This is a genomic window from Mycobacterium ahvazicum, assembly GCF_900176255.2.
In the GTDB taxonomy this organism is placed as follows: Bacteria; Actinomycetota; Actinomycetes; order Mycobacteriales; family Mycobacteriaceae; genus Mycobacterium; species Mycobacterium ahvazicum.
In genome coordinates, this window is the sequence record NZ_FXEG02000002.1 from 642246 (window position 1) to 660608 (window position 18363).

The following is an 18363-nucleotide window of genomic DNA, read 5'->3' on the forward strand; positions in this document are numbered from 1 at the left end:
GTTCAGCGTCGTTTCAGCCGGATCTTCCACCACACGATCGCGCTATAGCTTATGCACAGGACTCCGAGCATGGCCATATCGAACAGCCATGCGCTCTTGGTGTGATTCCAGTGCTGGTCTTTGGGGTCCGTCGGACCCGGGATCAGCCGGTGGGTGTCGATCGTCGACGCCGACGCCGCGAAGCCCCAGCGGGCGGGCGTGACCCACGACAACTGGTCGAGCACGGCCCGGTTGGTCACCCAGATCATGCCGCCGGAGAACACCAGCTGGCTCATGATCGACACCACCAGCATCGGCATGATCTGGTCTTGGGATTGGGCCAGCGCCGACAGCGCCATGCCGAGCAGTGCCGCACCCACACACGTCGCCGCCACGGTGACGAACAGTTCGAAGTTGACGTCCCCCAGGATCACGGCGTTCGAGATCGGCTTGCCCCACCCGATCACCGAGATGATGGTCGCGATCGCGGCCTGGACGATCGCGAACGTGGAGAACACCACGATTTTCGCGCCCATATAGGCACCCGTGGACAGGCCGACCGCCTGTTCGCGGCGGAAGATGGGTCGCTCGCCGATCAGGTCGCGGATGGTCAGCGCGGTACCCATGAACACCGCCCCGACGTTGAGCATCACCAGAATCTGGTCGGGCTGGGCGGGATTGTTGCCCAGCGGATCGGACATGCCGTATCCGCTGTTGCCGCGAACCGTGAGGGTCAGAATGCCGATCAGGAAAGGCAACAGCGCGAGGAACACCGTGTAGCCGCGGTCCGAGATGACCAGCCGTATCTGGCGCCGCGCGATCGTGGAGAACTGGCGAAACGCGTTGGCGTGCGGCGCTTCACCGAGATCGGCCGCCGGGCTGTGTTCGGACGGCACCTGCGGCAGCTTTTGCTGGTTTTCCTCCCGGAAGCGGCGGTTGGCCTCATCCGGGTCGGCGCCCACCTTGGCGAAGATGTCGGCCCAGTTGGTGGTGCCCATCGCCGCGCCGATCTGGCTGGGTGGACCGAGAAACGCCGTCTTGCCGCCTGGAGCCACCAGCAGCAGCTGATCGCAGACGTCGAGGTAGGACACCGAGTGGGTGACCACCAGCACCACGCGGCCGGCGTCGGCCAGCTGACGCAGCATCATCATCACCTGGCGGTCCAGCGCCGGATCCAGACCGGTGGTGGGTTCGTCGAGCAGCAGCAGCGACGGCCCGGTGAGCAATTCCAGGGCCACCGAGGCGCGCTTGCGCTGGCCGCCGGAGAGCTTGTCGACGCGGGTGTCGGCGTGCTTGGTCAGCTCGAGTTCCTCGAGCACCTGGGACACCACCTGTTCGCGGTCGGCCTTGCTGGTGTCCGGCGGCAGCCGCAGCTCGGCCGCGTAACCCAGCGCCTGGTTGACGGTGAGCTGGCGGTGCACGACGTCATCCTGCGGGACCATCCCGATCCTGCTGCGCAGCGACGCGTACTCGGTGTGGATGTTGTGGCCCTCGAAGGTCACCGTGCCGGAAGTCGGGCTGGTGTAGCCGGCGATCAGCCGCGACAGCGTCGTCTTGCCGGCGCCGGACCCGCCGATGATCGCCGTCAGGGTTCCGGGGCGGGCGGTCAGCGAGATGTGGTCCAGCAGTTGCTTTTTGCCCTGCTCGACGGTGTAGCAGACCGAGTTCACCTCGAGGCCGCCGGTGCGTGTCGCCGCTTCCGTGCGGCGCACCAGGGTGTCGCGGCTGAAGACGAGGTCGACGTTTCCGATCGTGACGACGTCGCCCTCGGTCAGCACCGCCGAGCCGACGCGGACGCCGTTGACGAAGGTTCCGTTGACGCTGTGCGCGTCGCGGATCTCGGTGCCGAGCGGCGTCTGGAGCAAGAACGCGTGATGGCGCGAGGCCAGGACGTCCTGGATGACGATGTCGTTGTCGGTGGCGCGCCCGATCGTCTGCGCGCCGGTGGGCTTTTGCATCGCACCGGACCGGGACGGCAGCAGCGCCTGGAACATCTTGGTCGCCAGATTCCCCACCTCCGGCGCCGCTTTGGCCTCGGCGACAACGGGCGCCATCTGTGTTCGCGGTGCGGCCGGCATCGGCGGGGGGGGGGGGGCTTGCTTTTTTATACATCTCCCCGGATACACCGGTTGCCCCGGCGGTCCCGGCCGCTGGGCCGCCGCGCCGGGATGCGGACGCGGCGCGGGACTGCCGCTCCAGGCGGTCTGGCGCCCGGGCGGCGGTCCGGGCGGGGCGGCCGGCGGATGCCCCGGTTGCCCTGAGGCCTGTGACGAAGGCCACGCCGTCGCGGCGGATCCGGCCGCGACCGGAATGCCCATCGACTCGGTGCGCGGCGGGCGCCCGGCCATCCCTTGGTGGCGCCCGACCTCGAACGTCAGCAGCGGGCCGTCCGGGTTTCCGATGTTGACGCTCTGCCCGTCGTGGATGTCGACGACCGGCACCCGCCTGCCGTTGGCGAAAGTGCCGTTGAGCGAACCGTTGTCGATGGCCAGCCACCGGCCCTGGTCGAAGCGCAGCAACAGGTGGGCGCGCGAAATCAGGGGGTGCGTGATGCGCATGTCGGCCCGGAGATCGCGCCCCACCACCACGTCGTGACCGGCTGCAAAGGTGCGTTCCGACCCGTCGTACCGGACAGTCAGCGCCGGCGGGGCTGGTGAATTCATCGCCCCAACTCTAGCTCGTGGACCTATTTCCCCTTTTGCACCAACGCGGCACGTCGGGTCGGCTGTGGCCGCGCACTCAGCTGTTGTCGGGCGCTCCGGTGACGACGCAGCGGGTGCGCGTGTAGATCGTCGGCATGCACCGATTGCAGTGCGTACACGCCGAATGGACGCTGTGCCGGGCGCCGTCGGCCGCGAGTCGATTAATCAGGTCCGGCTCGGCCAGCAGCGCGCGCGCCATCGCGACGAATTCGAATCCCTCGGCCATCGCGAGGTCCATCGTCTCGCGGTTGGTGATGCCGCCGAGCAGGATCAGCGGCATCTTGAGTTCGGCCCGGAACAGCTTGGCGTCGCGCAGCAGATACGCCTCGCGGTAAGGGTATTCGCGCAGGAACTTCGTGCCCGTCATCCGCATGCCCCAGCGCAGCGGCGGCTTGAAGGCGCCGGCGAACTCCTTGATCGGCGCGTCGCCGCGGAACAGATACATCGGGTTGACCAGCGAGCTGCCCGCGGTCAGTTCGATCGCGTCCAGACCGCCGTCTTCTTCCAGCCATTTGGCGGTGATCAGCGACTCTTCGGTGGTGATGGCGCCGCGCACGCCGTCGGCCATGTTGAGCTTGGCCGTGACCGCGATCGGCGTTCCTTCCTTGTCCACCGCGCGGCGAACGGCCATCACGATGCCGCGCGCGACCTTGGCCCGGTTCTCCAAGGAGCCACCGAATTCGTCGTTGCGACGGTTGATCAACGGCGACAGGAACGAGCTCGCCAAATAGTTGTGGCCCAAATGAATTTCGACCGCATCGAAGCCGGCTTCCATGGCGAGCCGGACCGCGTTGGCGTGCGCGGTGATCACGTCTTGGATGTCGTCGCGGGTTGCCTTCTTGGCGAAGCGCATTCCGATCGGGTTGAAGAACCGCACCGGCGCCAGCGCCTTGGCCTTGTTGGACTTGGCGTTGGCGACCGGACCCGCGTGGCCGATCTGCGCGCTGATCGCCGCACCCTCGGCGTGGATCGCGTCGGTGAGCTTGCGCAATCCCGGCACGGCCTCGGGGCGCATCCAGAGCCCGTTGCCCTCGGTGCGTCCGCCCTGGGAGACGGCGAGATAGGCGACGGTCGTCATGCCGACCCCGCCGGCCGCCGGCGCGCGGTGGTACTCGATCAGGTCGTCGCTCACCAGAGCGCCGGGCGTGCGCGCTTCGAACGTGGCGGACTTGATGGTCCGGTTGCGCAGCGTGATCGGACCCAGCTTGGCCGGGCTGAATACGTCGGGAATCTGGGGCTGTGCAGATGCCATGCGAGGAGCGTAACGGCGATCGCAAGGGTTGCGAAGCAGGCCGCTGGGGGTCGCCGTCATGAGGCACCGCCCAGGACATGGAACACTGGCAGGCGTGGGCGCAATCACACTGGACGGCAAGGCCACCCGCGACGAGATCTTCGTCGACCTCAAGGAACGAGTCGCGGCACTCACCGCGGCGGGGCGCACGCCCGGGCTGGCCACGATCCTGGTCGGCGACGACCCGGGGTCCCAGGCCTACGTGCGCGGTAAGCATGCCGACTGCGCGAAGGTGGGCATCACCTCAATCCGTCGCGACCTTCCCGCCGACATCTCCATGGCCAAGCTGAACGAGACGATCGACGAGCTCAACGCCAACCCCGACTGCACCGGCTACATCGTGCAGTTGCCATTGCCGCGGGGTCGGTTGGACGAGAACGCCGCGCTGGAGCGCATCGATCCCGCCAAGGACGCCGACGGCCTGCACCCGACGAACCTGGGCCGACTGGTGCTCAACAACCCGGCTCCGCTTCCGTGCACCCCGCGCGGCATCGTGCACCTGCTGCGCCGCTACGACGTCGAGATCGCCGGTGCGCACGTGGTCGTCATCGGCCGCGGCGTCACGGTCGGCCGCCCGCTGGGCCTGCTGCTGACACGGCGCTCGGAGAACGCGACAGTGACGTTGTGCCACACCGGAACTCGCGACCTACCGTCGTTGACCAAACAGGCCGACATCATCGTCGCCGCCGTCGGCGTGCCGCACATGGTGACCGCCGACATGGTTCGCCCGGGCGCCGCGGTGCTCGACGTCGGCGTTAGCCGAGTGGACGACAAGCTCACCGGCGACGTGCATCCCGACGTGTGGGAGGTCGCCGGTCACGTGTCGCCGAACCCGGGCGGCATCGGCCCGCTGACCCGGGCATTCCTGCTGACGAATGTGGTCGAGCTGGCCGAGCGGCAATGAGTTCGGCGAAGACCGCGGCCAAGGCACAGTGGCCGATCCTGCTGGTCGGGCTGATCTTCGTGACGGCATTCGCGTTGGTGGGCGCCAACTTCTGGCGGCGCGGTTCGCTGCTGATCGGCATCGCCGTCGGTGTCGCCGCGATATTGCGTCTGGTGCTATCCGACGATCGCGCCGGGCTCTTGGTGGTGCGCAGCAAGGGCATTGACTTCGTGACGACCGCGACGGTCGGGGCCGCGATGGTCTATATCGCCTGGACCATCGATCCGCTCGGTACGGGTTAGATCCCGGGGCCCGTTATCTGGGGCAGGTTGGGCATCGCGCCGCCCGGCATGTTCGGCATCACACCGGGCATGTTCGGCATGCCGCCGGGCATCATGCCGGGCATATTGGGCATGCCGCCTGGCATGTTGGGCATATTGCCGCTGGCCAGGTTCGCCATCACCTGGGGGCAATACGACTGAATCGCGATCGTGGTGAACATCTGAGCCATCGCCGGCGACATGCCCTGGCGTCGGACGCTGGTGACGGCCCCGGCGAAGCTGCCGCCGGGCTGGGCCAGCATCGGGCAGATGGATTCGCCCACGGCCATCGCGTTGCCGGGCTGGCCGAAGTCCACGCCGGCGTGGTTCAGCGCGTCGATGAAGCTGTCGTCGGCGTTGGCGTCCGCCTCGGCCGGCGGCGAACCAAACGCCGCGGCGACGGCGAGCAGCCCGGCCACGGCGGTCAGCACGCGAAGCGGCAGGGGTTGCTGACGAAACATCCATACCCAACCATGCGCAGCTGCAACTGCTTTCATGACAGCTTCCCCATCTGTCGCGGAGTGCTCGGAAGGCACTCAAATCACTCTGGAAAGACTGATCTATGGCTGTCACGTTTACGACACGGGGAGATCAAGGTTTGCACACTATGCGTTTCGTGAGCGCGATGCTTCTGAGACATCGGTTATCGCGCGGAAAGCGTTACCGGCGAAGGCGGATCGCGTTCCGGGCAATCGAAGCCACACTGTGACCCGACACATGCGTCGCCGCCGTGCCCTTCGGTGAGAAATGGTTAAGAATTCGGCATCATGGATCGTCGCATCTCGCGCCAGACGTTTCTGCGTGGCGCCGTCTCAATGTTGGCGTCCGGCGCGGTGCTCGGGACAACACGGGCTGCCGCCGACCCCGGTGCCGCCGTCGCGAGCTGGAACGGTTTGGCCTCCACCATCGGCGGCAGTGTCGTGCTGCCGGCCAGCGGGGCCCAATTCGCCTCGAGTAAACAGGTTTTCAACTCGTTCTACAACAACTCCAGCCCCGCGGCGATCGTGGCGGTGTCCTCGCAAGCCGACGTCCAGAAGGCGGTCGCCTTCGCGACGGCCAACAAGCTCAAGGTGGCACCGCGCGGCGGTGGACATTCCTACATCGGCGCATCGAGCGCCAACGGCACGATGATGCTCGACCTGCGCGGACTGCCGGGTGGCGCGAACCTCGACGGCGGCAACGTCACAGTGACCCCGGCGACGAATCTGTGGGCGGTGCACCAGGTCTGCGCCGGCGCCGGTCGCGGCGTGCCGACCGGCAGTTGTCCCACCGTCGGTGTCGCGGGGCTGACGCTCGGCGGGGGAATCGGTGCAGATTCCCGGCATGCCGGCCTGGCCTGCGACGCGTTGCAGGCGGCCACCGTGGTGCTTCCCAGCGGCGACGTGGTCACCGCGTCCGCCAACGATCATCCGGACCTGTTCTGGGCACTTCGCGGTGGCGGTGGCGGCAACATCGGGGTGACGACGTCGATGACCTTCGCGACCTTCCCGACCGGCGACACCGACGTGATCCGGCTGGAGTTCGCCCCGTCGTCGGCGGTGCAGGTACTGGTCGGTTGGCAGAACTGGCTGAACGGTGCCGACCGAAATGCCTGGGGCATGGTCGATCTCGCGGTCGGCTCGGTCCAGCCCGACTGCCATATCCTGGCGACCTGTCCTGCCGGCGGCGCGCCCGGAGTGATCGACGCGATCAAGGCCGCGGTCGGTTTGCAGCCCAGCGCGGTGACCAACAAGACGATGAACCGAATGGACCTGGTGACGTATCTGGCCGGTGGCAGCTCGACATCGCCGCCGCGGGGTTTCGTGGCCGGATCCGATGTGATCCCCACCGTGAATTCTGCTGCGGCCCATGCCATTGCGACCGCGATCGGGCAGTGGCCCGCCTCGGCCGGGAAGGCGTCGTTGCTGGTGGATCCGCTCGGTGGTGCCATCGCCGACGTCGGCCCGGGGGATTCGGCGTTTCCGTGGCGCCAGCAGTCCGCGGTGTTGCAGTGGTATGTCGAGCCCGCCGCCAGCCAGGTCGCCGCCGCAACGCAGTGGCTGAGTTCGGCACACCAAGCGGTGCAACAGTTTTCGGTCGGCGGTTACGTCAATTATCTGGAGCCCAACAGTCCGGCGTCGCGCTACTTCGGCTCGAATCTGTCGCAACTGATCTCCGTGCGTCAGAAGTACGATCCCAACCAGGTCATGTACTCCGGCCTGAAATTCTGAGGCTGGCCGCCTGCCGCAGCGGGTCGGCTGACCACGCGGTGATTTGCCCGCCTCGTAGCGACAATCGGCGTGGGTGCACACGGGTGAATTCTCTTGTGCCACTTTTGTTTCAGTGGTCTCTGGGTGGGGGGTTTTTGTCGGTGGGTGCCGATAGTTTCAGGGCATGAGTTCAGGTGTGGCCCCCGCGCAGGACGTGGCCTTTGAGGCGTTGGACGCCGCCCTCGATGCCGTGCTCGGGTTGGACTCCTCGATGCTGAACACCCGCGAGCGCCTGGACCGGCTGGCCCGCTACGAAAAGGTGCGGCGCCGCCTGTCCGCCGGCGAGCACCCACTGATCACTCAACTCCAGCAGGAGGCTACGCCGGCGGAGTTGGGCGGCAAACTGTCCCACGCGATCGCCGATGCCACGCTGATCAGCCGCGCCGACGCTGCCCGGCGGGTACGGGAGGCTGCGGATTTAGGCCCCCGGCGGGCGTTGACCGGCGAACCGTTGGCGCCGGTGCTGGCCGCGACCGCCACCGCGCAACGGGCCGGAAAGCTGGGCCGCGAGCATGTGGCGGTGATCCGCGGCTTCTACCACCAGCTACCGGGCTGGATCGACATCGAGACCCGCACCCGCGCCGAAGCCGACCTGGCGCGGCTGGCCACCCAGTACCGGCCCGATCAACTCCTCGGGTTCGCCGAACACCTGACCGATTGCTTAAACCCCGACGGCAACTACACCGACACCGACCGGGCGCGGCGGCGCGGGCTGACCCTGGGCCCCCAACAACTCGACGGCATGTCCGCACTCAGTGGCTGGCTCACCCCGGAGGCGCGGGCGTCGCTGGAAGCGGTGCTGGCCAAGCTCGCCGCCCCCGGCATGTGCAACCCCGACGACGACACCCCCTGCGTGGACGGGGCTCCGACACAGGACGCCATCGACCACGACCCCCGCTCACCCGCGCAACGCCACCACGACGGGCTCAACGCCGCCCTGCGCGCGGTCCTGGCCTCCGGGGAACTGGGCCAGCACAACGGGCTACCCGCCACCATCATCGTGTCCACCACCCTGCAAGAGCTTGAAGCCGCCGCCGGCCACGGCCTCACCGGCGGCGGCAGCCGGCTACCCATCTCCGACGTGATCCGCCTGGCCCGCCACGCCCACCACTACCTCACCCTCTTCGATGAAGGCAAACCCGTCGGCCTATACCACGCCAAACGCCTCGCCTCCCCCGGCCAACGAATCGTGTTGTACGCCAAAGACCGCGGCTGCACCGCTCCCGGCTGCACCATCGGCGGCTACTACTGCGAAGTCCACCACATCACCGACTACACCCAATGCCACGACACCGACATCGACAACCTCACCCTGGCCTGCGGCCCCCACCACCGACTCCTACAACCCCGCGGCTGGACCACCCGCAAACACCCCAACGGCCACACCGAATGGATCCCCCCACCCCATTTGGATCGCGGCCAACCCCGCACCAACACCTACCACCACCCGCAGAAGCTGCTCCGCGACGGAGGTGACGATGACGAGGCGGCGTAATAGCGACGAAAGGCCCTGTGCGCCAGTAATGTTGGATGAAGCAACGGTAGTCGTCTTCACGCCCGGTGCCGCAGCCATCGGGTCAGGGGCGGCCGTGCGGGATGATCATCCTGGCAAACTTCAGTCAGCGGCCCCGCCCGATCCCCATCGGGTTAGGCTGAGCCATGCCTGCAGACGATCCGGTGACCGTACTCAGCGATGAAGAGAGCTGGGACTTGCTATCGAGCACGGCATTAGGCCGTTTTGTCGTCGTCACGAACGGCCGAGCCGAAATCTTTCCGATCAACTACATCACCCAGCGCCGGACCCTGGTCTTTCGAACTGCTCCGGGTACCAAGCTCTACCACGCCGTGATGAGCGACCAGGTAGCTTTCGAGGCCGACGGCTACACCGACGTCGAGGGGTGGAGCGTGATCATCCAGGGCAGGGCACACCTGCTGACGGCCGCTGACGAGATCCTCGACGCCGAGGAAGCGCCGTTGATGGCGTGGCCGGCAACGGTGAAGCCCTACTTCGTCCGGCTGCTCCCGCTGGAGGTCTCCGGGCGCCGGTTCAGGTTCGGCACCGCTCCGGTTCGGTAGTAGCCGTCAGCACCTCGGAGGCCATCGCCGTCGCTACATCGCGCGGGTAGGTACGCCGGGCAACCACGAGCAAGAGCCCCGCGGCGACGATCGGCATGACAAGCATGATCAGAAAGGTGTCGCCCAACGCGCCGGGGGTGTCGCCCAGCGCCGCGGACACCCCGCCGAACACCACCGGCGCCAGCCCGGTAGACACCGACACCAGGGTGCTCCGCACCGCCTCCGCCGTGCCCCACAGCCGGGAATGCACGATGTCCAGCCTTGCCGCATTCAGCGGTGGGTTCACCCCACCCATCGCGGTACCCGCGAAGAACGCGAATATCAGCGCCAACACCAGGCTGTCCGCGAGCAGCGTCGGAAGGATGAATACCGCCGCGGCGAGAAAAGCCGCCCCGCCCACCATGATCCGAGCGCTGATGTGCCCCCGATGGGTCAGCCAGTCGGCCATGCGTCCGGTGGTGAGCACGCCGGTCAGCGCCCCGACCCCGAGGACGGCGATCAGCATGGTGGCCACCGACTGGCCGATCTCGAACCGGCCGCACAGCAAGGCGACACCGAACGTGCTCAACCCGGTCGAGAAGAAGTAGCCGAACGAGGACGCCGCGATCAGAACGACATTGGTGCGCACCGACGCCACCCAGCGCAGTTCCCGCCAGACCGAGCGGTGCGGCGCATCCGTCACCCGGTCGCCGAGTCGGCTGCCACGCGACGGTTCGCGCAGCAGTGTGCCCACCGCGACGCTGAGCAGGAAACCCACCGCGGCCAGCCAGCCGAAACCGAGCCGCCAGCTGAGGGCCCCGAGTTCGCCCGCGACCAGCAGCCCGATCGCCGTACACGTGCCCTCACCCGCGAGGACGAGCCCGTACACGCGACCGCGCTCGGCCGGCTTGAAGTAGTCGCCGACCAGCGAGGCGACCACGGGCCCGGACACCGCGATCCCGGCGCCGAGGGCCACCCGGCATGCCAGCAGCCAGCCGTAGCTGGGGCTGGCCGCGCTGAGCGCCATCGCCGCCGAGCACAGCAGCAGCGCCATCCACAGCAGGCGCACCCGCACGGTGCGGTCGGCCAGCGGCCCGGCCACCAGCGTGGCGACGGCACCGACGCCGGTCGACACCGTGACCAGCAGGCCAACCTGAATGTTGTTGATGTGCAATGACTGCGTGAGTGGGACAACCAGTGCCCCCACGGTCCCGGCATCGGCGCTTTGCAGCCCGACGACCAAAGCGAGCAGCACGATTGGCTTCCATCGCGGGGGACGCTGGGAATCCGCAACTTTCGCGGTTGGATAATCCCGTACCGCGGAGGCGTACTCTGCGGCCCTCGGCACGAGCTCAAGATACCGTGCGCGACAACATGTTTAGCTCCAACTATGACGCGATTCGAGGCCCGCGCTCAACTTTAAGATGCAGTTCCTCTGTTGGACGTCGTCGGTCAGTGGTGAATTCACATCAGCGACCCAGCAGTCGATTCCGCTGCTCGGTGTATTCCTGGTCGGAAATCAGCCCCTCGTCGCGCAGCCTGGCGAATTCGCGTATCTCGGCTGCGATTCCCGTCACCACGGTGCGCGGCTCGTCCCCGGCGGCGGTATCGTCGTCGCCGATTCGCGGGGCCGCGGCACTGACTGCCTGGGGCCCGACCCGATCCTTGGCGCGCGCGCCGAAACCATCGCGGATGGCACGCCCGGCCGTGCCGGCCAGGGCCATCTCGCCGAACGAGCTACCCAAACCGGGGGTCACCGCCTGCGGTGCGAACGCGGCCGGCGTTGCCGGCAAAGCCAGCGCAGTCGGCTGCACGGCCGGCGTCGCGGAAGCCCAGGTGGGCGGCACCGAGAGCCGTCCGACCGCCTCGGCCTCGCCCAGGCCCGCCGACACCGTGTTGGAAACCACATTCGGCCCCGATACGGAGGGCGTCACGCTCTTCACCACAGCCTCCGGTGCGGTTCCCGCGGCGTCCCACCCACTGACGATGTCGTCAGTGTGTATACCGGTCTGGGCACCGACCAGGTCGATCGGAAGGGAAATCGCCCCGAGTGGTGCCAGTGGCGCGTCGACGGCGTAGGCAATGGCGTCGGCACCCAGGTCGATCGCGTCCCTCGGTGTCGACAAGCCGAGCGCAGACGCGGCGGCGGTCGCCACGTCGGATCCCGTCGCACTGGTCACCACGCTCTGCGCCGAGCCGGCGGGCACCTCACCGGCCTGGGCCACCGCATCCGCCTGGCTTGCCGTCCCGCTCGGGTCGGTGTTTTGTCGTGGCGCGGCGAACGGCGTCAGCTGTGTGGCCGCTGCCGTCGAACCGGCGTAGCCATACATCGCCGCCGCATCCTGCGCCCACATCTCGCTGTACTGGGCCTCGGTGGCCGCGATGGCGGGCGTGTTCTGCCCCAACAGGTTTGTGGCGATCAACGACATCAGCAGGCTGCGGTTGGCGGCCACCTCCGTCGGGGGAACCGTTGCGGCGAAAGCGGACTCATACGCGGCCACGGCCGCAATGGCCTGCCCGGCCGTTTGCTCGGCTTGCGCGGCGGTTCGGCCCATCCATGCCGCGTACGACGCGGCGGCCGCCGCCATCGTCACCGACGACGGACCCCGCCATGGTCCCGCGGCAAGCTCAGAGACCACCGACTGATAAGAGTGTGCCGACGAGTATAGTTGTGCCGCAAGCTCTTCCCACGCCTGGGCGGCGGTCAGCATCGGGCCGGACCCGGGACCGCTGTACATCAGGCCGGAGTTGACCTCCGGCGGAAGTGTCGCGAAATCCATTACGCGCCGGCGCCGTTCGAGCGAACGATGGAGTAGGCTTCGCCCGGGCACGGGTGAGCGGCAGCATCGGTAGACGGCTGTCCCTTGCGCAAGGTGGCCAGCAGTTCCCGGTATGGGCCGACGAGGTAGACGGTGTCTCCGGCGCTGAGCCGGGCATCGCGGCGCGGGTGCAACTGAACCGGGGCGTCGTCGCGGGTAATCGCGATCACCCGGATTTGGGTGGACACCTCGAACATCTGCAACCCGTCTAGTTCACTGCCGGCCTGCACATGCATGCCACCAACCAAGAAGGATCGGCTTCCGACTGAAAACGTGCCCAGCACTTGCAGACCCATTGCGGCGCCGATGAACCACGGTGCGGCCAACTCGACCGTGGAACGTACATTCTCGAACCCGAATCGCTGTGCGACCGCGGAACCGAGGTCGTGATCGTAGACCCGCAGCACCACCGGAACCTCACTCCACCGGCTGTTGCCTGCCGTTGTCAGCTGGGAGCCCAGCATCTCCCGAAGCACGATTCCGGTCTCGATATTGACCATGTCGTCACGAGTCAGCACCGCGATCGCGCGGGCGGTTTCGACACGGGCGGCCTCCAGCGTCTGGCGCAGGGTCGCGTCCCCGAAGATCACCGGCACGTCAAGTTCGGTCATCGTCGACAGAAATGGGTTGCCCTGGTCACGCTCGATGACCGCGACGTCATAGCCTTCCGCGATCAGATCGGTGACGACCCGGATGCCCAGCGCGCTAAGGCCGACGACGATGACGTGGTTGCGCAGGTGCCGTGCCCGTGGGCGTCCGGAGGACCAGACGAACCGCCGGGACAACATCACATCAGCGACGAAGGAGACCAGCAGGGCGGTGGTGGTCACGCCGCCCAACATCAGCATGGCGGCGTAGAACCGCAACCAGGTCGGCTGTTTGGCGAAGCTGAAGTCACCGTAGCCCGTGGTGGTGATCGTCTCGTTGGTGAAGTAGAACGCGTCGACCCACGACATCCCCGGGTGGGTGTAGGAGAAGTGCAGCAGCGTCGTCGAGCCGATGACCAAAACGCCCAGCGCCGCGATCACGGGGTAGAAGGCGGGATTGACGTCATTGGAGAGGGTGCGCAAGGCGTAAATCATTCGGCGCAGCCGCGGCTGACGGGTACGCGTTCTGTTTTGACGCGGTGCCTTGATCCCGCAGGCGGCCACCTCCTCGGTGGTGCCGATCATGGCCGTCCAGTCGCCCGCGTTGACGCGCATGTCCCGCCCCGGGCAGACCACGACTTCACCGGGGCTGAGGGTCTTCTCACCGTTGACAATTGCTACGGGAGCCAGGTCGCCGTAGATCTCACGCAAGGCCGCGTCGTAGGGCGCTTCGGCGCCGAAGACAACGAATTGCATTCCGGCGGCTTCGAAAGGGTGGGTAGTGCGTGCCAAGCACGCTTCGACGACTGCCGGCGCCGCGAGGTCCGCAACGCCCAGGATCGCGCTCAGCCCGTCGTCGGCGGCGACGGCCTCGCGCAACACGTCGTTGGCCAGTCGCGCCACGACGCGAATATCGGGATTGGCCTTACGCGCCAGCAGGGCGATCTCGAGATTCGTGGCATCGTCCACGCCGGCGCAGATGACCGCCGACGCGTGCGCGACGCCGGCCTTGGCGAGTTCGGTCTTGACGCGGGCGCCGGCGAGGTCGGAGTCGAGGAGCCTGGCAACGCTTGCGCCCGCCCTTTTCAGCTCCTCGATGATCGTCGTCGCCAGCGCGTCATCACCGCTGACGATGACGCACTGGTGCATGAGATTCCGCCCCTTTCAGAAGATTTGGCCGATCGTAACAGCTGATGAATCGCTGTGAGCCTCAGCAGAATTCACTGGAAAGTAAGCGAATGTCCGCCCTGGCGCCATAATTCCGTTGGAGCACAACATAATTCACCGATTCAGTGAACTCGACAGCCCGGCTGGTGTAGTTGCCGGACCCGCCCACGGCATGAGTGTTTGCTGGGAGTTGCCTGATTTCATGGTGATCTTAGTGAGCCTCAGTTGTTGCCGAATGTGGTTGAAATCGGCTGCTTTTGTGATCCAAGAGACCTTCTTTGTTACACCCAGATGACCAACTTCGAATCTCCTGCCAGTATCGCTGAAAACTTGCTGTGTCTTTGCGGACTTTCCTGCTCCTTGTCGTCTGGCGGGGAAGAGACACGACACCTTCGAGGCGCTACGCTTTCGGCGGGTTTCATCGGATGGGGATTCGGATGGGGATAAGGAATATGGCCTGTGGCAACAACTTTGGATGACAAGCACAAGGCGTGGTCATCGTTCTCCGACGTGTGCAAGCGCGGCCTGCTCGGAAAGCCTTTGATCACCGACGAGCTCCAGCATGAAAGATTGTCGAATCCCGTTGCGCTGGGTGTGCTGTCGCCGGATGCAATTTCGTCGACCGCCTACGGGTCCGAACAGATCATGATCGAGCTGCTGCCGGCAGCGGGAATGGCCGCCTTTGCATTGCTGCTTCCGATTACCGGCGTGATCCTGTTGATCCTGGTGCTGGTGTCCGCGTCCTATCGCCAGGTTGTCATGGTCTACACCCGGTCGGGCGGATCGTATGTGGTCGCGCGCGAGAACTTCGGGCCGCGGGTGGCCCAGGTTGCCGCCGCCGCGCTGCTAATCGACTACGTCGTCACCGTCGCGGTGCAGTGTGCCGCCGGCACGGTCGCGGTGGTGTCGGCGGTTCCGGTGCTGGGGCCCTTCAGCCTGGAGATCACGGTGGGGGTGGTCCTGCTGATGTGCTTCGCGAACCTGCGCGGACTGCGGGAAGCAGGAGTTCGCTTCGCGGTACCGACCTACGCATTCGTCGCCATGGTGTCGCTGATGATCGTGGCCGGGATCGTCCGTGAATTCCTGGGCAATCTGCCAACATACGATCCGCAACACATGGCGGGAGTCGTCCCCGTGCATCAGGGTGGTGGACTGATCATGGGCGCGACGGTACTGATCGTGTTGCGCGCGTTCGCCAATGGCGGCTCGTCGCTCACCGGAGTGGAAGCCATCTCCAATACGGTCAACAGTCTGCGCAAGCCCGAAGGTGTCAATGCCCGGCGGGTGATGACGATCATGGCCTGCATACTCGGCTTTCTGCTGGCGGGTGTGGCGTGGCTGGTGCACGTTACGCACGCCGCGCCCTATGTGGACGGCTATCCGTCGATGTTGTCCGAAATCGCCCGGGCTGTCTTCGGCGACGGTGCGATCGGTCATGTCCTGTACTTCTTGTTGCAGGCATCGACCGCGGCGATCCTGTACACCGGCGGCAATACCAGCTTCAACGGATTCCCCGCGCTGGCCAGTTTCGTCGCCGAAGACCGCTTCATGCCCCGGCCGCTGATGAAGCGCGGACACCGATTGGTGTTCTCCAACGGTATCCTCACCCTCACCGCGCTGGCGGTGGCGTTGCTGGTCATCACCGGCGGCTCCGTCGACGCGCTGGTTCCGTTCTATGCGATCGGTGTGTTCACCGGATTTTCGATGGCCGGCTACGGCATGACCAAGCACTACCTGACTCAACGCGGAGCGGGGTGGCGCTACAAGATCGCCGTGAATCTGTCGGCCGGGATCCTGTCGACAATCGTCGTGTGCATCTTCGCAGTGGCCAAGTTCACCGAGGGTGCGTGGCTCATCGTCGTCGTCTTTCCGCTGTTGGTCTTCGCGCTGATGCGGCTCAACCAGAAGTACCGCGCCGAGGCTTCGGTACTGGAGATGTCGCATTCTGAAAGTCCTGTGCTGCAACGCTACTCGCGACATCGAGTCCTGGTCTTGGTGGATGCCGTCGATCTCGCCGAGATCGAGGCGCTGCGCTACGGCAACGGATTGCATGCCGACGAGCTGACAGCGGTGCACTTCATGCTGGACGCGCTGAGCGCCGAGCGGTTACGGCAGCGGTGGGAGCGCTTCGAGCACCACACCCCGCTGCGGATGGTCGACTGCCCCGACCGCCACTTAGCAAGGGCCGCACATGAATTGGTGCTGCGGGTGCTCGACGACCATCCCGACACCATGGTGACGGTATTGCTACCGCGCCGAACGTATTCGCCGCTGGTAGGCCGACTCCTGCACGACCGCACCGCGGACAAGATCGCCCGCGCGGTCAGCCGCATTTCCGGTGCGACGGCACAGATCGTGCCCTATGACATCGAGTCCCGGATCGCGGAGGTGACCCGGGTATGACGAACCCCGGAATACCGCTGTCATTTTCCGACAGGTGCAAGCGGACCTTCCTCGGAAAGCCACTGACCACCGATCAGCTGGAATCGGAACGACTGTCGAATCCTGTTGCGCTCGGCGCGCTTTCACCGGACGCTATCTCGTCGACCGCGTACGGTCCCGAGCAGATCATGCTCGAGCTGTTGCCGGCGGCCGGAATGGCGGCGTTCGCGTTGTTACTTCCGATCACCGGAGTCATCCTCGTCATTCTGGCGCTGGTCTCGGCGTCCTACCGGCAGGTCGTGATGACCTACGTGCGCTCCGGCGGCTCCTATACCGTTGCCCGGGAGAACTTCGGTCCGCGGGTGGCGCAGGTCGCGGCGGCGGCGTTACTGATCGACTATGTGGTCACCGTGGCGGTGCAACCCGCGGCCGCGACCGTGGCGGTCGTCTCGGCGATTCCGGTCTTGCGTCCGTACCATCTGGAAATCACGCTGGCCGCGGTGGTGCTGATCTGCTTGGTCAACCTGCGTGGGGTGCGACGGTCGGGCCGGGCGTTCGCAATGACCACCTATGCCTTCGTCGCCATGATCGCCGTGACCATTCTGACCGGTTTCGTTCGTGAAATCATCTGGGGTTTACCAAAATACGACCCGCAGCACATCGCCGGTGCCGTGCCGGTGCATCAGGGTGGTGGACTGGTGATGGGTGCGACGGTGCTGATCGTGTTGCGTGCGTTCGCCAATGGCGGCGCCTCGTTGACCGGTATCGAAGCGGTTTCCAACAGTGTCGACGTTTTCCAGAAGCCCGAGGGCGTCAACGCCCGTCGCGTCATCACGGTGATGGCGTGCATCCTCGGCTTCCTGCTGGCCGGGGTGGCCTGGCTCGCGCACGTCACCCACGCCGTGCCGTATCTCGACGAATACCCGTCGATGTTGTCCGAGATCGCCCACGCCGTCTTCGGTAACGGTGTGCTGGGCCATGTCTTGTACTTCCTGGTGCAGGCGTCGACCGCGGCGATCCTGTTCACCGGCTGCAACACCAGCTTCAACGGTTTTCCCGCGTTGGCCAGTTTCGTGGCCGAGGACCGCTTTCTGCCCCGCCCGCTGACCAAGCGCGGTCATCGGCTGGTGTTCTCCAACGGCATCCTGCTGCTCGCCGGTCTGGCGCTGACGCTGCTGGTGATCACCGAGGCGAAGGTGAGCGCGCTGGTGCCGTTCTTCGCGATCGGTGTGTTCACCGGATTTTCGATGGCCGGCTACGGCATGGCCAAACACCATTACAAGCAACGCGGGCCGGGGTGGCGGAGCAAGTTCGTCGTCAATGTGTCGGCGGGGATCTCCTCGACGATTGTGGTGGCGATCTTTGCGGTGGCCAAGTTCACCGAAGGTGCGTGGCTCGTCGTGGTCGTATTCCCGGTGCTGGTGTTCACCCTGATACGGCTGAACAAGAAGTACCGTGCCGAGGCTTCCGTCCTGGAGATGTCGCACGGAGCGGACATCGACCTGGACCGGCATCCGCAACTGCAGGTGCTGGTGTTCGTCGACTCGGTCGACCTCGCCGAGGTGGAAGCACTGCGCCTCGGGTACGGGCTGCACGCCGACGAGCTCACCGCGGTGCATTTCGTGATCGATGTCGATCATGCGATGCGGCTGCGGGAGCGCTGGGATCGCTTCGAACACGACACCCCGCTGTGGTTGATCAACTGCCCGGATCGGCATTTGAGCCGGGCGGCACACGAATTGGTCAGGCGGGTGCTCAGTGATCACCCCGGCAGCAAGGTGACGGTGCTGTTGCCGCGCCGGACCTTCTCGCCGCTGCTGGGCCGGCTGCTGCACGATCGCACCGCGGACAAGATGGCTCGCGCCGTCAGCCGCATCCGTGGGGCGACCGCGATCATCGTGCCCTATGACATCGAGTCCAGGATCACCG

General features: G+C 66.2%; 11 protein-coding genes and 2 pseudogenes. 7 read left to right on the forward strand and 6 right to left on the reverse strand.

Annotated elements, in window-relative coordinates; translation table 11 throughout:
- Positions 1–2: 2 nt before the first annotated feature.
- Positions 3–2642, reverse strand: coding sequence for an ATP-binding cassette domain-containing protein (locus MAAFP003_RS05350; RefSeq protein ID WP_096285041.1), 2640 nt, complete (start codon positions 2640–2642; stop codon positions 3–5).
- A 76-nt stretch (positions 2643–2718) separates the two neighbouring features.
- A complete protein-coding gene (locus MAAFP003_RS05355; RefSeq protein ID WP_096285043.1) occupies positions 2719–3933 on the reverse strand; it encodes an NADH:flavin oxidoreductase in 1215 nt (404 codons plus the stop codon).
- A 94-nt stretch (positions 3934–4027) separates the two neighbouring features.
- Between MAAFP003_RS05355 and MAAFP003_RS05360 the strand changes: the two genes are divergently transcribed.
- The gene (locus tag MAAFP003_RS05360) at positions 4028–4876 is read left to right on the forward strand and encodes a bifunctional methylenetetrahydrofolate dehydrogenase/methenyltetrahydrofolate cyclohydrolase (RefSeq protein ID WP_096285045.1); all 849 of its coding nucleotides are present in this window, start codon (positions 4028–4030) and stop codon (positions 4874–4876) included.
- Complete coding sequence (locus MAAFP003_RS05365) at positions 4873–5157, forward strand: DUF3017 domain-containing protein (protein WP_096285047.1); 285 nt, start codon at positions 4873–4875, stop codon at positions 5155–5157. Before MAAFP003_RS05360 ends, MAAFP003_RS05365 begins: the two co-directional genes overlap by 4 nt.
- On the opposite strand, the gene MAAFP003_RS05370 is transcribed toward MAAFP003_RS05365, so the two are convergent.
- Positions 5154–5672 (reverse strand): DUF732 domain-containing protein, encoded by a 519-nt coding sequence (locus MAAFP003_RS05370; RefSeq protein ID WP_096285049.1) that lies wholly within the window; start codon positions 5670–5672, stop codon positions 5154–5156. The two genes, MAAFP003_RS05365 and MAAFP003_RS05370, sit on opposite strands and share 4 nt — an antisense overlap.
- 270 nt (positions 5673–5942) lie before the next feature.
- Between MAAFP003_RS05370 and MAAFP003_RS05375 the strand changes: the two genes are divergently transcribed.
- From MAAFP003_RS05375 to MAAFP003_RS05385, 3 genes are all read left to right on the forward strand, one after another.
- Positions 5943–7385, forward strand: a complete 1443-nt coding sequence (locus MAAFP003_RS05375) for an FAD-dependent oxidoreductase (RefSeq protein WP_096285051.1) — start codon at positions 5943–5945, stop codon at positions 7383–7385.
- Between the two features lie 163 nt (positions 7386–7548).
- Positions 7549–8919, forward strand: coding sequence for an HNH endonuclease signature motif containing protein (locus MAAFP003_RS29370; protein ID WP_096285053.1), 1371 nt, complete (start codon positions 7549–7551; stop codon positions 8917–8919).
- A gap of 164 nt (positions 8920–9083) precedes the next feature.
- Positions 9084–9500 (forward strand): pyridoxamine 5'-phosphate oxidase family protein, encoded by a 417-nt coding sequence (locus MAAFP003_RS05385; RefSeq protein ID WP_096285055.1) that lies wholly within the window; start codon positions 9084–9086, stop codon positions 9498–9500.
- Here the strand turns inward: MAAFP003_RS05385 and MAAFP003_RS05390 are convergent.
- The 3 genes from MAAFP003_RS05390 to MAAFP003_RS05400 form a co-directional block, all read right to left on the reverse strand.
- Entirely contained in the window at positions 9472–10734 is a 1263-nt protein-coding gene (locus tag MAAFP003_RS05390; protein ID WP_243393780.1) for an MFS transporter, read from the reverse strand. The two genes, MAAFP003_RS05385 and MAAFP003_RS05390, sit on opposite strands and share 29 nt — an antisense overlap.
- 214 nt (positions 10735–10948) lie before the next feature.
- A complete protein-coding gene (locus tag MAAFP003_RS05395) occupies positions 10949–12259 on the reverse strand; it encodes a PPE family protein, SVP subgroup (protein WP_096285059.1) in 1311 nt (436 codons plus the stop codon).
- Positions 12259–14034, reverse strand: a complete 1776-nt coding sequence (locus tag MAAFP003_RS05400) for an NAD-binding protein (RefSeq protein WP_096285061.1) — start codon at positions 14032–14034, stop codon at positions 12259–12261. The genes MAAFP003_RS05395 and MAAFP003_RS05400 overlap by 1 nt, the downstream gene beginning before the upstream one ends.
- Before the next feature lie 489 nt (positions 14035–14523).
- Between MAAFP003_RS05400 and MAAFP003_RS05405 the strand changes: the two are divergent.
- Together MAAFP003_RS05405 and MAAFP003_RS05410 are read left to right on the forward strand one after the other, a co-directional pair.
- Positions 14524–16440 (forward strand): annotated as a pseudogene (locus MAAFP003_RS05405) (APC family permease); the annotation flags it as partial.
- Between the two features lie 11 nt (positions 16441–16451).
- Positions 16452–18359: pseudogene (locus MAAFP003_RS05410) on the forward strand (APC family permease); the annotation flags it as partial.
- Positions 18360–18363 lie beyond the last annotated feature (4 nt).

Bases quoted from the DNA above. Each gene is read 5' to 3' on its own strand.
- MAAFP003_RS05350 (WP_096285041.1), bottom strand. From the start codon at position 2,642: ATGAATTCACCAGCCCCGCCGGCGCTGACTGTCCGGTACGACGGGTCG.
- MAAFP003_RS05355 (WP_096285043.1), bottom strand. From the start codon at position 3,933: ATGGCATCTGCACAGCCCCAGATTCCCGACGTATTCAGCCCGGCCAAG.
- MAAFP003_RS05365 (WP_096285047.1), top strand. From the start codon at position 4,873: ATGAGTTCGGCGAAGACCGCGGCCAAGGCACAGTGGCCGATCCTGCTG.
- MAAFP003_RS05370 (WP_096285049.1), bottom strand. From the start codon at position 5,672: ATGAAAGCAGTTGCAGCTGCGCATGGTTGGGTATGGATGTTTCGTCAG.
- MAAFP003_RS05375 (WP_096285051.1), top strand. From the start codon at position 5,943: ATGGATCGTCGCATCTCGCGCCAGACGTTTCTGCGTGGCGCCGTCTCA.
- MAAFP003_RS29370 (WP_096285053.1), top strand. From the start codon at position 7,549: ATGAGTTCAGGTGTGGCCCCCGCGCAGGACGTGGCCTTTGAGGCGTTG.
- MAAFP003_RS05385 (WP_096285055.1), top strand. From the start codon at position 9,084: ATGCCTGCAGACGATCCGGTGACCGTACTCAGCGATGAAGAGAGCTGG.
- MAAFP003_RS05395 (WP_096285059.1), bottom strand. From the start codon at position 12,259: ATGGATTTCGCGACACTTCCGCCGGAGGTCAACTCCGGCCTGATGTAC.
- MAAFP003_RS05400 (WP_096285061.1), bottom strand. From the start codon at position 14,034: ATGCACCAGTGCGTCATCGTCAGCGGTGATGACGCGCTGGCGACGACG.